The sequence below is a fragment of the Xanthomonas sp. NCPPB 2864 genome (assembly GCF_056675615.1).
Genome location: NZ_JBWWVS010000002.1, coordinates 407,358 through 422,729 on the forward strand (window position 1 = coordinate 407,358; position 15,372 = coordinate 422,729).

Genomic DNA, 15,372 nt, shown 5'->3' on the forward strand with positions numbered 1-15,372 from the left:
GCCCTAGCGCCGCTCCGGAATGCACGGCAGGCGCACCGTCACCCGCAGGCCGCCACCTGTTGCACGGTTGTCCAGGCGTAGGTCGCCGCCATGCGCCAGCACGATGCTGTGCGCCACCGACAAGCCCAGCCCGATGCCGCCGGTGTCGCGATTGCGCGAGGACTCGCCACGCACGAACGGCAACAGCAGCTGTTCGCGCTGGGTCGGGTCGATGCCGGGGCCGTCGTCGTCGATCCACAGCACGCCCTCTTCGCCGTCGCGCTGCAGTTGCAGGCGCGCGCGCTTGCCGTATTTCAGCGCGTTCTCCAGCAGGTTCATCACTGCGCGCCGCAAGGCCAGCGGGTCGCCATCCAGGGTGATCGCCGGGCCGGGCAGCAGTTCGGCATCGGCACCGATGTCGGTGGCGTTGTCGACCACGCTTTCCACCAGCAGGCGCAGGTCCAGCGGCGCGCGTTTGCCGCGGTGGCGATCGTTCTGGATGAAATCCAGCGCGGCGGAAATCATCGCCTTCATCTCGTCGATGTCGGCCAGCGCCTTGTCGCGCAACGGCGGCTGCAGGCCGTCCAGGCGGAACGACAGGCGCGCCAGCGGCGTGCGCAGGTCGTGCGCGATCGCCGCCACCATGTGGGTGCGTTCGTTGATCAGGCGGTTCAGGCGGGCCTGCATCGCATTGAACGAATCGGCCGCGCGCACGATCTCCGGTGGGCCGCTGCGTTGCAGTGCGGCAGCATCCGGGTTGCGGCCCAGCCGGTCGGCGGCTTCGGCAAAGCGCTTGATCGGCGCCGACAACGCACGCGAGAACCACCACGCCAGCGGGACGTTGGCCAGCAGGCCGGCCAGGAACAGCAGCACCACATGGGTCTTGAACTCGGCCGACAGCCGCCGCGGTGGCGATTCGACCGTGCGCCAGCGGCCATCGGGCTGTTGCAGCGCGGCGGTGAAGCCGTCCAGCAAGGGCACGCCCGGGGTCAGGCGCTCGCTTTCCCAGGCGCCGGGGCTGTCGTCCGGACGCAGTCCATTGCCGAACGGTGGGGCACCGGGGTGGCGCTCGCGCGGCCAGTCGCCTGGCGCCGGCGGCGAGCGCTGCAAGGCCTCGTGGCGATTGCCGGCGTAACTGGCATCGCCATCATCGGCCCCGAATGCCTGCGATTGGCCGGGCATGCGCGGCGGTGGGGACATGCCGATGCGCGGGCCCTGGCGATCGTCGGCGTTGCGGTAGAAGCGCACGCGCTGCTCGGGGACATCCAGCCAATGGGCCAGCAGCATTTCGGCGAACCCGTCGCGCACCTGGCCTGCCGGCGGCAGCGGGGCCTGGGCCGATTCGTGCACCGTCAGGGTCTGGGTGCCGGCCGGCATGCGCGTGGACAGCAGCGCCACCACCTCCGGCGGATGCACCGGCGGCTCGTAGACCGGGGTGCGCATCACCAGCAGGGTGATGCCGACCGCCTGGGCGGTGAGCAGTGCCACCGCCAGCAGCACGAAGGTACGGGCAAAGATCGACAGCCCGCGACGTGCCGGTTTACTCACAGACGCGAGACGCCCGGCAGCAGCATGTAACCCTCGTTGCGCACGGTGCGGATCAACTCGGTATGCACGCGCTCGTTGATCTTGCGGCGCAGGCGGCTGATCTGGCTGTCGATGGCGCGGTCGTAGACGTCGGTGTCGCGGCCACGGGCGTAGTCCAGCAACTGGTCGCGGCTGAGCACCCGCTGCGGATGCTCGACGAAGGTACGCAGCAGCGCGAACTCACCGTCGGACAGGTTGATGAAGATGCCGGTGGGGTCACGCAGGTCGCGCCGCACCACGTCCAGCCGCCAACCGGCGAACTCGTAGACATTGCCACGGTGGTCGGCCTGCTCGCTGCTGGCCTGGCTGCGGCGCAGCAGGGCGCGTACCCGCGCCAGCAGTTCGCGCGGATTGCAGGGTTTGGCCAGGTAATCGTCGGCGCCCACTTCCAGGCCAATGATGCGGTCGGTGTCGTTGCCCAGCGCGCTGAGCATGATGACCGCAGGTGAACCGCGCTCGCTGGCCAGCGCCCGCGCCGCGCTCAGGCCGTCTTCTCCGGGCATCATCACGTCGAGTACGATGAGGTCCGGGCGGCGCTGGGCGATGCTCTTGCGCATCTCCGCCACGTTTTCGGCAACGTCCACCTGGTAGCCGTGGGCGCTGAGGAACTCGCCGATCAGCTTGCGCAGGTCCGGGTCGTCGTCGACCACAAGAACGCAGGGTTGTTGCATGTCCATGGAGATCATCGTCGGTGGCGCGGAGCTTGGCCCGCGCAGGGTGGTGGCGACCGGGTACATGGTGCTCGCAGTTGCAGGGCTGGAGCACGCATCATAATGATTGAATTTGTCAACCTTTGGCACACGTGTGACGCAACATGACAGAACGGGACATCGCGCAGGAAACCGGGCCATCGACACTGTGCCGCAGCAATGGCGAGTGTACGCATGACAAGGCGTTTCCGATGATGCGGGTGATCAGCCGCGACAACGGCGTGGGCCTGACCCGGGACATGGTGCTGATGGCGCAGACGCTGCGTGCCGGCGGCATACCGGTGCAGGAAGTGGGCTTCACCAGTCAGCGGCTGCACGACACCGCACGCGAAGCCCGTCTGTGGGCCAGTCGCGCGCTGTTCGGGCGGGTGCCGGTGCAGATCTTTTCCGAGCGCGTGTATGCGCGCTGCCTGCCGCTGGGCCAGACCAACCTGCTGGTGCCCAATCCGGAATGGTTGCTGCCCAAGTGGCTGCCGCGGCTGCCGCAGTTCGACGCGGTGTTGTGCAAGACCCATCACGCGGAGCGGATTTTCCGCAGTCTGGGCTGCACCACGCGATTCATCGGCTTCACCAGCCCGGATCGCTACGACGCACAGGTCGTGCGTCAGCGTGCGTTCTTCCATCTGGCCGGGCGCAGCACCGCCAAGGGCACCCGTGTGCTGCTGGAGACCTGGCAGCGGCATCCGGAATGGCCGCTGCTGACGGTGGTGCAGAATCCGCGCACGGCCGGCAAGCCGGTGGTGGCGCCGAACATCGACCACCGCGTCCGTTATCTCGACGACGCCGAACTGCGCCGCCTGCAGAACGCGCACCTGTTCCATCTGTGCCCATCCGAGGCCGAAGGCTTCGGGCATTACCTGATGGAAGCGCTGAGCGTGGGCGCGGTGACGCTGGCCACCGACGGTGAGCCGATGAACGAACTGGTCAGGCCCGAGCACGGCGTGCTGATTCCGGTGGCCGAGGTGCACCAGCGGCGTCTGGCGTCGTACTACTTCGTGGACGCGGCGGGCATTGCGCAGGCGGTGGAAACCGCGCTGGCCTTGTCGCAGGCGCAGCTGGATCAGCTGTCTGCCAACGCGCGGGCGTTCTACCAGGCCAACGATGCCGCGTTCGCCGCGCGCTTTCGCAATGCGGTGTTGGCGTCGTTGCCGGCAGATGCGGCGGAGGTCACCACGGACGTGGCCCAGGCGGTCGTCGAAAATTGATGCGTTAGCCCCTGGCTTGGCCGGGTCACCGCTCTGACAAAGCCCTGCGTGTTGGATGCAGCACGGTGCTGGCGTGGTCCCAGGTCTTGCACGCTGCATGACGGCGCACGCCAGCGATCGGCGCGCAGCGGCAAATGCACGACATATCGCGATGCAACGCTCTCCCTGACCAAGCGGGTACAGCCCGCCATTGCCATGTGCGTGCGGTAAGCGCATGCGCCATCCAGCCAGGGAGATTGACGATGGTCCAGACACGTTCCACAGCCGTTGCCATCAGTGCATTGCTCGCAGTGCTTGGCCTGGGCGGCTGCGCCAGTTTCTGCGGCGCGCCTTCCGGCGGGCCACCGCCGCCGCCCGCGCCACCACAGGCACAGCGTGGTCCGCCACCACCACCGCCACCGAGTGCGAGCGATCTGGCCGCGATGCAGGCCTGTGCTCAAGAGCAGGGAGTGGCCTTGCCCCCGCCAGCTGCGGCCACGCCGCATCCCGATGCGCCCACGCAGGGCATGGACCGCAGTGCGTTTGAGCGCTGTCTGGCCAGCAACGGCGTGCGGCGGCCAACGCCGTTGCCCGGCGGGCCCTGGCGCGACGGCCCGGCGCCAGATCGCCCGCACGGGCCTGGCGAACCACATGGTCCGCCACCCCACGATCCCGACTTCGACGCCGCGTTGCAGGCCTGTGCCACCGCGCAAGGCATCGCGTTGCCTGCGCCTGACGCGCCGCCCCTTGGCCCGCCTCCGCCCGCGCTGTCGCAATGCCTGGAGGCCGAAGGTTTCGCGCCACCGCCGCGGCATGGCTGATCGTGCTGATCACGCCGCCCGTCGGTTCCAGCTGCTGGCGGCGACGCTGCAGCTGGAGTGAGTTGCGCAGGAGCGGCGGTCGCCCTGCACGATGCATTGCTGGATCCGGACGAAGCGGACACTGGCCGCGCTTGGCGGCCTTTACCTGGATCCTCTGACAATCGCCAGGCAGTCGCGAGGCCGACTGAAGCGATTTCCCTCCGTGATGCTTCAGCCGGGTCCTATCCGTACGCCAGGCACTCGACGACACTCGGCAGTGTCGAGCACGCTACTGACAAGCTCTTCGCCATCGATTGCCCACTGTGTGGGCTCACCCGGTACGAATGATCGACGACGATGCGCGCAGGCAAGAGCCGGCCACGATGAGTGCCGTGCCCGACGACACCATGCAGGACAACGCGGCGCTGCGGGACGAGCTTTCCGGCATGCGTCGCCTGCATGCACTACAGGTGAGCCTGGCGGCACAGGCCGATGCGCGCATCGCGCTGCAGGAGATCACCGCGCTTGCCTGTGCCTTCGCGCGTACCGACTGCGGCTGCGTGCAACTGGTCAGTGCACACAACAGCGAGATGGAGCTGCGTGTCTATCGCGGACATGACGAACGCAGCGCATTCGTCCAGCAGTTCCTGAAGGACGGCTTCCAGGCGACCTGCGACACCGTGCGGCGCGAACGTCGGCAGTTGGTGATCGAGGACATCGAAACCTTCACCCCGTTGAAGGGAACGCCCGATTACGAGGCCGCGCTGTGCAGCGGCATCCGTGCTGCCCAGTTCACTCCGTTGTTCAATCGTGCCGGTGGCCTGCTGGGATTGCTCGGGACCCAATTCACGGTGCCGTATCGGCCTGCGGAGCACGAACTCAGATTGCTCGAACTGCTCGCATGGACGGCTGCCGACTACATCGAGCGCCATCGCGGCGAGCTGGCCTTGCGCATGAGCGAGTCGCGGCTGGCCGCGCTGTCGGCGGCAAGTTCCGAGGTGCATTACCGCATGAGCGCCGACTGGGACGAGATGCACCAGCTGACCGCCGGCGCACGCACTGCCGATGCGATGGCGACCAGCCGTTCCTGGATCATGGATTACATCCCTGCAGAGGATCAGGCGCTGGTGCGGAGCAGGATCGATGCAGGGATCCGCGCGCGCAGCGCGATCGTGTTCGAGCACCGGGTGCGACGCGCCGATGGCAGCATTGCGTGGATGGCGACCAAGGCGGTACCGGCACTGGATGCGGACGGGCGCATCACCGAGTGGTTCGGTGCCGGCGCCGACGTTACCGCGCGCAAGCAGGCCGAGGAACATCTGCGCGAGAGCGAGGCGCGGCTGACCTATGTGCTCGATCAGGTTCCGATCGGAATCGGCCTGTTCGATACGCAAGGCCGCTTCACCTACCGTAATCCACAACTGCGTGAGCAGCTGGCAGAGCGGGTGCCCTCGCGCGAGTCATTGCAGGAGCAACCGTGGGCCGGGGTCGACCAGCAGGGGCGGGCGGTTGCGATCCAGGAATTTCCCTGCGCCCGTGCGCTGCGTGGCGAAGATGCGACCATGCCGGTGGATTTCCTCGATCCCCGTGACACTGCGCAGCGCTGGTTGCGCATCACCGCGGTGGCGCTGCGCGAAGAGGACCGTGTGACCGGTGGCGTTGCGGTGGTGCAGGACGTCACGGTGCAGCGCCAGGTGCAGACGGAAGTGGGCGCGCTTGCCGAGCGCAATCGCGACATCCTCGAAAGTATTTCCGATGCCTTCTATGGCGTCGACGCGCAGGGGCGCTTCACCTACATCAATCAGAAAGCCGAACTGCTGTGGGGGCGTGCACGCGACCAACTGCTGGGAAACCTGCTGTGGGAGCAGTTTCCCGACTCGATCGGGTCGCTTCCGTATCAGGCGCATGTGCGCGCGGCACAGACACGCCAGGTGGTCAGACTGGAAGCCTTGTCGCCGGCATTGGGGTACTGGGTGGATATCAGCATCTATCCCACCAACGATGGCGGCATGTCGGTGTACTTCCGCGACATCTCCGACAAGAAACGCGCCGACGCGCGGCTGCGTGCCAGCGAAGAACGCTTCCGCACCGCATTGACGATCGAAACCGTCGGTGCGACCTACTTCGACATGGGCGGCCGCCTCACCGATGCCAACGACACCTTCCTGAAAATGAGCGGCTACAGCCGTGCCGACGTGGAAGCGGGCACGCTCTCCTGGCAGGCGCTGACCCCACCCGAAGCCAGGGACCTGTGCGAGCGGGCGTTCGAGGAACTCAGGACCAAGGGCAGCGCCACACCGTATGAGCGCCAATACCTGTGCAAGGACGGAACCCGGCGCTGGGCCCTGTTTGCGTCCAAGCGCTTGCCCGACGGCACCGGCTTCGAGTTCGTGCTCGACATCACCGACCGCAAGCTCACAGAAGCGGCGCTGCGCGAGGTGCAGGACCGCAATGCCTTCCTGCTGAAACTCTCCGACGCGCTGCGGCCGCTGTCCGATCCGGCTGCGATCCAGGGCGAGGCCGCGCGCGTGCTGGGCGAGCATCTGGCCGTCGGCCGCGCCTACTACGTCGAGGTGGATGCCAGGGCGCAGCAGTACGTGGTCGAGCGCGACTGGCATCAGCCCGATGAAACCAGTCATGCACGTCGTTTCGCGTTGACCGACTGGCCGATGCCCTGGCTGCTCGACGCGCAGACCTGGGTGGTGCGCGATGCCGCCACCGATCCTGCATTGCCCGACGATCAGCGCGCGGCCTATCTGGGCAACCAGATCGCTGCGCTGATCGTGGTGCCGCTGATCAGGGACGGCCGGCTGGTGGCGACCTTCGTGGTCAATCAACGCAGCGCACGCAACTGGAATGCCGCCGAGATCCTTCTGGCAGAGGAAACCGCCGAGCGCACCTGGGCAGCGCTGGAGCGTGCGCGTGCACAGGGCGCGCTGCTCGAAAGCGAGGAGCGCTACCGGGTGATTCTGGAGAGCGCGCTCGACTACGCAATCTTTACCACCGATACGCGCGGACACATCCAGACCTGGCCACCGGGAGCGGAGGCTGTGTTCGGCTGGACCGCGGAAGAGGCGATCGGCCAACACATCGCGATGACCTTCGTTGCCGAAGATCGCCTGACCGGCGTGCCGCAGCGCGAGATCGAGCAGGCGCATTACACCGGCGGCGCGCCGAATGTGCGCTGGCATCAGTGCAAGGATGGCCGGCACGTCTTCATCGAAGGCGCAACGCGGCCGCTGCGCAATGGCAGCGCCGAGCCGCTGGGCTATCTCAAGATCGGCCAGGACGTGACCCGACGACGGCAGTGGGAAGATCGCCAGCAGGTGTTGCTGGCCGAGCTGCAGCACCGCACGCGTAATTTGATGGGTGTGGTGCGTGTGGTCTTCAATCGCACGCAGCGCAGCAGCAAGACCATCGCCGAGCTGGCGCTGATCTACAACGATCGCCTGGATGCCCTGGCGCGCGTGCAGGGCCTGCTGTCGCGCCTGAACGAGGGCGATCGTATCCTGTTCGACGAATTGATCCGGGTCGAGCTGTCGGCCATGGGCGCGATCGATGCGCAAGGCCAAGGCGACCGCGTGACACTGGACGGCCCCGCCGGCGTGCGTCTGCGCTCCAGCACCGTGCAGACCTTTGCGCTGGCCCTGCATGAGCTGGCGACCAATGCCAACAAGTACGGCGCACTTGCACAGGCCGGCGGCCAGTTGCGGGTGCGCTGGCGCCTGCTGGGTACCGCCAAGGGCACCCGCCTGCATATCGAGTGGAGCGAGACCGGTGTGCATATGCCGGCGCCTGGCGAAGCGGCGCAGGGCTCCGGCTATGGGCGCGAGCTGATCGAACGCGCGTTGCCGTACCAGCTGCAGGCCGAGACGACCTACGCGCTGGGGCCGGACGGCGTGCGCTGCACCATCGAGCTGCCGGTATCGCAGAGCATGCGTCTGGACAGCGACGACAGCTGACGGGCGCGTGTTGCGCCTGCACATGCCCGCCAATGGCGTGCTGCAGTGCGGCGGCGGCGGCCGGCGGGCCGAATCCGCCGCCGTGCAGCAGCAAGGGGCGAGGAGCTGCGGACGCCTGGATGGACCTTCAACGCCATGGCTGGCGTGGTGGTGTCGCAGCTGGACTCCGATCCAGTCCACAACCGTCAGCAGCCTCTTTGCGCCGACATGCTCATGGGCGTGGATTTTTTCGGGCGAATCCATATACTGCCCCCCAGTATCTGGCCGGAGCCGTCATGCCGCATTCGCCGCAGGAAAAAAAGCGGGCGCTAGCACGCGTGCGACGTCTGCGCGGGCAATGCGACGCGCTTGAGCGCGCGCTGGAGGCGGGCGCAGACTGTGCGCCTGTGCTGCAGCAGATCGCCGCAATCCGGGGTGCCGTCAATGGACTGATGTCGCAGGTGCTCGAAGCGCATATCCGCGAGGACTTCGGCCACGCCGCCGCTTCCGACGCGCAGCGCGCCGAGCGGGTGCAGGAGCTGCTCGGGCTGGTCCGGTCCTATCTCAAATGAACTCCCACCGGGCCGGCGCCTGCCGTGCCCGTCCTTGAACCCCATCGTCAGGAGCGCCACCACATGAAATCCCGTGCAGCAGTTGCATTCGGACCCGGCAAGCCGCTGGAAATCGTCGAGATCGACGTCGCACCGCCACAGGCTGGCGAAGTGCTGGTCCGCATCACCCACACCGGTGTGTGCCACACCGACGCGTTCACGCTGTCCGGCGACGACCCGGAGGGCATCTTCCCGTCCGTGCTGGGCCACGAGGGCGGCGGCATCGTCGAGCAGGTCGGCGAGGGCGTCACCAGCGTCAAGGTCGGCGACCACGTGATCCCGCTGTACACCGCCGAATGCCGCAAGTGCAAGTTCTGCCTGTCGGGCAAGACCAACCTGTGCCAGGCCGTGCGCGCCACCCAGGGCAAGGGCCTGATGCCCGACGGCACCACGCGCTTCTCCTACAACGGCGAGCCGATCTACCACTACATGGGCTGCAGCACCTTCAGCGAGTACACCGTGGTGCCGGAGATCTCGCTGGCCGTGGTGAACCCGGAAGCGCCGCTGGAAAAGGTCTGCCTGCTCGGTTGCGGCGTCACCACCGGCATCGGCGCGGTGCACAACACCGCCAAGGTCAAGCCGGGCGAAAGCGTGGCGGTGTTCGGCCTGGGCGGCATCGGGCTGGCGGTGATCCAGGGCGCGGTGCAGGCCAAGGCCGGGCGCATCCTGGCCATCGACACCAACCCGGGTAAGTTCGATCTGGCGCGCAGCATGGGCGCCACCGATTGCATCAACCCCAAGGACTACGACAAGCCGATCCAGGAGGTCATCGTCGAGCTGACCGATGGCGGCGTGGACTTCAGCTTCGAGTGCATCGGCAACGTCAACGTGATGCGTTCGGCGCTGGAGTGTTGCCACAAGGGCTGGGGCGAGAGCGTCATCATCGGCGTGGCCGGCGCCGGCCAGGAAATCAGCACCCGTCCGTTCCAGCTGGTGACCGGCCGCGTATGGCGCGGGTCGGCCTTCGGCGGCGTCAAGGGACGGACCCAGTTGCCGGGCATGGTGGAGCAATCGATGAACGGCGAGATCGATCTCGATCCGTTCATCACCCACACCATGCCGCTGGAAGAGATCAACGAGGCCTTCCACCTGATGCACGAAGGCAAGTCGATCCGCACCGTGATCCATTTCTGACCGTACGGCCAGGAGCGGCGCGCGGCCGCTTCCGCGCACGTGGTACCCGATACTCCGGGAGGGGCATGATGACCAGCGTCTCGATTCATCCTTCGGTAGACAGTGGTATAGCGCGTGGCGGTGCGGAGAGCTTTCAGGGCGGAACCCTTGAATGCCACTGCGCCAGCGACAAGGTGACCGTGGACGTGGCTGCGCAGACCGCGCACAACCACGCCTGCGGCTGCAGTAAATGCTGGAAGCCGGAAGGAGCAACGTTTTCAGTGATTGCGGTGGTGCCGCGCGACAAGGTCACGGTGACCGCGCATGCGGAAAAGCTCAAGGTCGTCGACGAAAGCGCGGCGATCCAGCGGCATGCGTGCACCGGCTGCGGCGTGCATATGTTCGGTCGCATCGAAGACAAGGGGCACGCGTTTTACGGTCTGGACTTCATCCATACCGAGTTGTCGCAGCAGTCAGGCTGGTCGCCGCCGGGCTTTGCGGCGTTCGTGTCCTCCATCATCGAAACCGGCACGCCGCCGGCGGACATGGACGGCGTGCGTGCGCGTCTCAACGAGCTCGGGCTGACCCCGTACGACTGCCTGTCGCCGGGATTGATGGATGCGCTGGCCGCCAATGTGGCACGCAAGAAAGGTTTGCTGCACTGACCGTCCAACCCCGCGGCCGGCGCTCGTGCCGGCCGCGGGTTTTTTATCGAAGGAATCTCATGGAACGTATCGAACACCACGCCTGCTTCGGCGGCTGGCAAGACGTCTACCGGCATCAGTCGCAGAGCTTGAACTGCAGCATGCAGGTCGGCGTCTATCTGCCCCCGCAGGCCGCCGATGGCCCGTTACCGGTGCTGTACTGGCTGAGCGGGCTGACCTGCACCGAACAGAACTTCATCAGCAAGGCCGGCGCGCAGCGGTATGCGGCCGAGCATGGCGTGATCCTCGTCGCGCCCGACACCAGCCCGCGTGGCGACGATGTGGCCGACGCGGATGGCTACGACATCGGCAAGGGCGCCGGCTTCTATGTCGATGCCACCGAGCAGCCGTGGGCGGCGCATTACCGCATGTACGACTATGTGGTGAACGAATTGCCGGCATTGATCGAAGCGCAGTTCGCCACCACCGGTGCGCGCGCGATCAGCGGCCACTCGATGGGTGGCCATGGCGCCTTGACCATCGCGTTGAAGAATCCGGGCCGCTATCGCAGCGTGTCGGCATTCTCGCCGATCGTCGCGCCCAGCCAGGTGCCATGGGGCGAGAAGGCATTCGGCCAGTATCTGGGGGCGGACCGCGCAGCGTGGCAAGCGTACGACGCCACCGCGTTGATCGCACAGGCACAAGAGCGCCTGCCGCTGTTGATCGATCAGGGCGATGGCGACGAATTCCTCGAGAACCAGCTGAAGACGTCGCTGTTTGAACAGGCCGCCAAGGCCGCCGGTTATCCGGTCACGGTGCGGCTGCAGCCCGGTTACGACCACAGCTATTACTTCATCGCCAGCTTTATCGGCGAACACATCGCGCACCACGCCGCGGCGTTGCGTGGTTGATCGGCTGGTCGAGTGCGCGGTAGATGCGTGGTATGCGATGGTGGATGGTAGTGGGCATTGCCTTACCTTGCATTGCCGCGCTGCCGTGTTGCGTGGGCCGCGGCTTGAGCAAGGCGTCGAATCGACCTCCCTTCTCCTATCGGAGAAGGTGCCCCTCAGGGGCGGATGAGGGTACGGGCTCACTGGCGGATGAGGTGACGAGCAAAGCTGGTGGAGCAGGCAGGTGGGCTTGTAGAGCAGCCGATCTGCGGCGTGGCTGCAGAGCCCTTGCCCGCCCACCGTCGCGGGACACGCCGCAAGTGCGTCCCTGTAGGCTCTTACGCGGCATCCATGCCGCGTAAGGTCCCGCGATGGTGGGCGGGCAAGGACCAGGCGAGATGGTCGGTGCGCTGGTGCAAGCAGAGCATGGCGTGCCGTTGTTTGGATAACGGCGTCCTGTCAGCTTTTCAATACAGCGCATTCAACAGGCAGGCTTCAACACAACGCCCTGCAAACTTCCTGGTAAGGCGCGCAAGCAGCCTTTTCGCATCTGAAGTCTGCGTCGACCAGCTGCGTCACATCATTATCTTGTCGGCTATAGCCATTGCCACAAACCAAGAACGGCTAATGCACTACCTGCGCCGCAAGCTTGCCCAATCGGCGCATCGCGCGCTCCAGCGTGTCGCTCCATGGCTGGCCGCAGGTCAGCCGCAGGTGGTCTGCGTAGTCGCCACGGCTGGAGTACAGATGACCGGGCGAGGTGCCTATACGTTCTGCCAGCGCGGCCTCGAACACGGCCTGGCCGCTACCGCCGTCGGGCAATTGCAGCCATAGCGATAACCCGCCTGCCGGGTCGCCCACGCGCGTGCCTTCCGGCCAATGCCGCACGATGGCATCGCGCAGCCGCTGCCCGTTGTCGGCCAGGGTGCGGCGTAGCTTGCGCAGGTGCCGTTCCAGATCGTGTTGCGCCAGGTAGTCGGCCAGTGCCAGTTGCGGCAGGCTGGCGCTGCCGACGGTGGAAAAGTACTTGGCGCGCACCAGGGCGTCGGTCCAGTCGCCACCCAGCAACCACCCCACCCGCAGGCCGGGCGAGAGCACCTTGGAGAACGAGCCGCAGGTGATCACGTTGGCACGGGCATCGAAATGGCGCAGCGGACGTGGACGTTGGCCCGACCAATCCAGTTCGCCGTAGATATCGTCTTCGATCACCACGGTGCCATGGCGTGCGCAGCTGTCGAGCAATGCGCGCTTGGCGCTGTCGGGCGTGAGGCTGCCGCTTGGATTGTTGAAGTTGGGAATCAGCACTGCCGCACGCACCGGCGTGCGCTGCAACAGCGTATCCAGACGCGCGACATCGATACCCTGGCCGGGACGGTTGGGTACCTCCAGCACCTTCAGGCGCAGTGCCGCCACCGCCTGCAGGATGCCGTGATACGTGGGCGTTTCCACCAGCACCACATCGCCTGGTGCGGTGAGCGTGCGCAGCGCCAGGCTGATCGCCTCCATCGCGCCGGCGGTGATCACCACCTCTTCTGCGTCGACGGTGGTTGCGCAGTGTGCATAACGTTGTGCGATCTGACGGCGCAGTGCGGCGTGCCCTTGCGGCGGTGCGTAATCCAGCGCCGCCGTGCGCTGGCGACGCAGCTGCCGCGACAGGGCTGCGGCCAGTTGCGAGGTGGGCAATAACGCAGGCGCGGGGGTGGCAGTGTGCAGCGGCACCAGGTCGGTGCGCGCCAAGGTGTCGAGTACGCGCTGCAAGGCCGGGTTGTCGACCATGCTCGGTTTGCGCCGACGTGTGACGGGTGCGGCGGCCGGCAATGCAGGCGCCGCGCTGCGCACAAAGTAGCCCGAGCGCGGGCGCGCTTGCACGCGCCCCTCGCGTTCCAGTTGCAGGCAGGCCTGCACGGCGGTGGCGGTGCTGATGCCATGGTTGGCGGCCAGTTGCCGGATCGAGGGCAGGCGCTCGCCGGCACGCAAGGTGCCGCCGTCGATCTGCTGCCGCAGCTGCGTGGCCAGCGATTCGTACAGCAGCATTTGCGGACGCCTTCCATCTGTATTGGTCAATTTGCAGCGTATCTGAATCTGTGATGGTCGGGTAGCACGTTGCAGACTGGCCGTGCCCGGTGAGTACCCCGGGTATCTTCCCCTCTGTGAGGTTGGCCGTGCTGCTTCCTGTGTTTATCGTCGATGCGTTCACCACGCTGCGTTTCAAGGGCAATCCGGCAGCCGTGGTGCCATTGCAGGCCTGGTTGCCGGAGCCGGTGATGCAGGCCATCGCCAGCGAACACAATCTTTCGGAGACCGCCTTCTTCGTTCGCGACGACAGCGGGGTGTTCGACATCCGCTGGTTTTCTCCGCTCAAGGAGGTCGGCTTCTGCGGGCATGCGACCTTGGCCAGCGCGTTCGTGATCGCGACGCACCAGCTGGCGGCGTTTCCACTACGCTTGCGTGCGCCGGCTGTCGGTGAGATCGGCGTTTCCAGGATGGATGAGCGCAGCTTCGAGCTGCGCTTTCCCAACCATGAGCCGTCGCTGCTGCAAGTGGTGCCGCACGCGTTGTCTGAGTCGTTATCGATCGCGCCCCAAGCTGTCTATGCGAACGCGCAGGCGTATATCGCCGTCTACGCCGACCAAGCACAGGTGCGTGCGGTGACGCCGGATCTGGGCCGGATGCTGGCACTGGCGCCGCGCGATGTGGCGGTCACCGCGCCAGGCCTTGAGCATGATTTTGTTTCTCGCTACTTCTGGCCCTGCAACGGCGGTAGCGAAGATCCGGTTACCGGATCGATTCATGCCGCGCTTGCGCCGTTGTGGGCGCAGCGGCTGGGCAAGACGCAGCTCACCGCGCTGCAGGCCTCCGCGCGTGGCGGCGAACTGCAGTGCCGGGTCGAGCCGCGGCATGTCTACGTGCGCGGCAGCGCTGTCCAGTATCTGCAGGGAACCATTGCGCTATGAACACTTCTTTATCTGTGCATGCAGTATCGGCCGGCGCTGGGCGACGGGCGGTCTGGCAATTGTTGGTTGCCGAAGTCCTGATCGGTTCGGTCGGCGTGTTCGTCCACGAAAGCGGGCAGGATCCGGTGACGGCGGTGTTCTATCGTTGCCTGTTCGGGGCGCTGTTTCTTACCGTATGCGGCTTGGTCGGTGGACAGCTACGAGGGCTATGGCGCGAGCGTGCGCTGTTGCGCGATGCCATCGTCAGCGGTGTGCTGCTGGTGTTGAATTGGGTGGCGTTGTTCGCCGGCATGGCGCGCTCGTCGATCGGCGTGGCGACCATGGTCTACCACGTGTTTCCGTTCGTGATGTTGCTGCTGGCCGCGCTGGTGCAAGGCGAGCGCACGCGGCGTGCCGATCTGGGCTGGACGTTGCTGGCATTCGTCGGCGTGGCCTGCTCGGCAAATCCGGCGCGGTTGTGGCAGGCGGCCGACCGTGGCTATCTGATCGGCATCGCGCTCACGCTGTTGGCGGCGCTGCTATGCGGTGCGTCGCTGCTGATGTCGCGCCGTATCAGTCGCGAGCGGCCGCTGGCGGTGGTGACGGTGCAGTGTTGGGTCGGCACGTTCCTGCTGGCCGGGTTTTCCAGCAGTGCGGCGTTGCATCCGGGTCTGCACTGGCTGTGGCTGGCGGGCCTGGGCGTGATCCACAGCGGCATCGTCTATGTGCTGTTCTATTCGTCCTATCGCCATCTGCATGTGGCCACGATTGCGGTGCTGGCGTTCGTGTATCCGCTGGTGACGCTACTGCTGGACTATCTGCTCTACGGCCACGCATTGGTGCCGGTGCAGTGGCTGGGCCTGGCGCTGATCGTGATGGGCACGCTGGCGGTGAATCTGAAATGGCGCTGGCCGCGGCGTGTGGCAGACAGCGCACCGGCCTGAACAAAGTGCCGCCGCGCAGTGCACGCGGCGGCCGTG

Annotated in this window: 12 protein-coding genes; 9 read left to right on the plus strand and 3 right to left on the minus strand. The window is 66.4% G+C overall.

Features of this window, described 5'->3' with window-relative positions; all coding sequences use genetic code 11:
- Nucleotides 1–3: 3 nt before the first annotated feature.
- Together AC1KVE_RS06690 and AC1KVE_RS06695 are read right to left on the minus strand one after the other, a co-directional pair.
- Nucleotides 4–1,527, minus strand: a complete 1,524-nt coding sequence (locus tag AC1KVE_RS06690) for an ATP-binding protein (RefSeq protein WP_481092170.1) — start codon at nucleotides 1,525–1,527, stop codon at nucleotides 4–6.
- Nucleotides 1,524–2,243, minus strand: coding sequence for a response regulator (locus AC1KVE_RS06695; RefSeq protein WP_087962308.1), 720 nt, complete (start codon nucleotides 2,241–2,243; stop codon nucleotides 1,524–1,526). The genes AC1KVE_RS06690 and AC1KVE_RS06695 overlap by 4 nt, the downstream gene beginning before the upstream one ends.
- 137 nt (nucleotides 2,244–2,380) lie before the next feature.
- On the opposite strand from AC1KVE_RS06695, the gene AC1KVE_RS06700 reads away from it, so the two are divergent.
- The 7 genes from AC1KVE_RS06700 (at nucleotide 2,381) to fghA (ending at nucleotide 11,480) form a co-directional block, all read left to right on the plus strand.
- Nucleotides 2,381–3,481 (plus strand): glycosyltransferase, encoded by a 1,101-nt coding sequence (locus AC1KVE_RS06700; protein ID WP_154831460.1) that lies wholly within the window; start codon nucleotides 2,381–2,383, stop codon nucleotides 3,479–3,481.
- 455 nt (nucleotides 3,482–3,936) lie between these two features.
- Nucleotides 3,937–4,281, plus strand: a complete 345-nt coding sequence (locus AC1KVE_RS06705) for a hypothetical protein (RefSeq protein WP_481092214.1) — start codon at nucleotides 3,937–3,939, stop codon at nucleotides 4,279–4,281.
- 362 nt (nucleotides 4,282–4,643) lie between these two features.
- Nucleotides 4,644–8,222: a PAS domain-containing sensor histidine kinase gene (locus tag AC1KVE_RS06710; protein WP_481092169.1), complete on the plus strand. Its 3,579-nt coding sequence runs from the start codon at nucleotides 4,644–4,646 to the stop codon at nucleotides 8,220–8,222.
- A gap of 275 nt (nucleotides 8,223–8,497) precedes the next feature.
- The gene (frmR, locus tag AC1KVE_RS06715) at nucleotides 8,498–8,773 is read left to right on the plus strand and encodes a formaldehyde-responsive transcriptional repressor FrmR (RefSeq protein ID WP_016902624.1); all 276 of its coding nucleotides are present in this window, start codon (nucleotides 8,498–8,500) and stop codon (nucleotides 8,771–8,773) included.
- Nucleotides 8,774–8,836: 63 nt separating this feature from the next.
- Nucleotides 8,837–9,946 (plus strand): S-(hydroxymethyl)glutathione dehydrogenase/class III alcohol dehydrogenase, encoded by a 1,110-nt coding sequence (locus AC1KVE_RS06720; protein ID WP_054591879.1) that lies wholly within the window; start codon nucleotides 8,837–8,839, stop codon nucleotides 9,944–9,946.
- Between the two features lie 68 nt (nucleotides 9,947–10,014).
- Complete coding sequence (gfa, locus tag AC1KVE_RS06725; protein WP_039524052.1) at nucleotides 10,015–10,590, plus strand: S-(hydroxymethyl)glutathione synthase; 576 nt, start codon at nucleotides 10,015–10,017, stop codon at nucleotides 10,588–10,590.
- A gap of 59 nt (nucleotides 10,591–10,649) precedes the next feature.
- Nucleotides 10,650–11,480, plus strand: a complete 831-nt coding sequence (gene fghA / locus AC1KVE_RS06730) for an S-formylglutathione hydrolase (RefSeq protein ID WP_104556174.1) — start codon at nucleotides 10,650–10,652, stop codon at nucleotides 11,478–11,480.
- A 603-nt stretch (nucleotides 11,481–12,083) separates the two neighbouring features.
- On the opposite strand, the gene AC1KVE_RS06735 is transcribed toward fghA, so the two are convergent.
- On the minus strand, nucleotides 12,084–13,493 hold the full coding sequence (locus AC1KVE_RS06735; RefSeq protein WP_184457124.1) for an aminotransferase-like domain-containing protein: 1,410 nt from the start codon (nucleotides 13,491–13,493) through the stop codon (nucleotides 12,084–12,086).
- A 128-nt stretch (nucleotides 13,494–13,621) separates the two neighbouring features.
- Here AC1KVE_RS06735 and AC1KVE_RS06740 point away from each other — a divergent pair, with 128 nt between their 5' ends.
- Both AC1KVE_RS06740 and AC1KVE_RS06745 read left to right on the plus strand, forming a co-directional pair.
- Nucleotides 13,622–14,413 carry a PhzF family phenazine biosynthesis protein gene (locus AC1KVE_RS06740; protein ID WP_184457122.1) on the plus strand — a complete coding sequence of 264 codons (792 nt, stop codon included), beginning with the start codon at nucleotides 13,622–13,624 and terminating at the stop codon, nucleotides 14,411–14,413.
- A complete protein-coding gene (locus AC1KVE_RS06745; protein ID WP_184457120.1) occupies nucleotides 14,410–15,336 on the plus strand; it encodes a DMT family transporter in 927 nt (308 codons plus the stop codon). The genes AC1KVE_RS06740 and AC1KVE_RS06745 overlap by 4 nt, the downstream gene beginning before the upstream one ends.
- Nucleotides 15,337–15,372 lie beyond the last annotated feature (36 nt).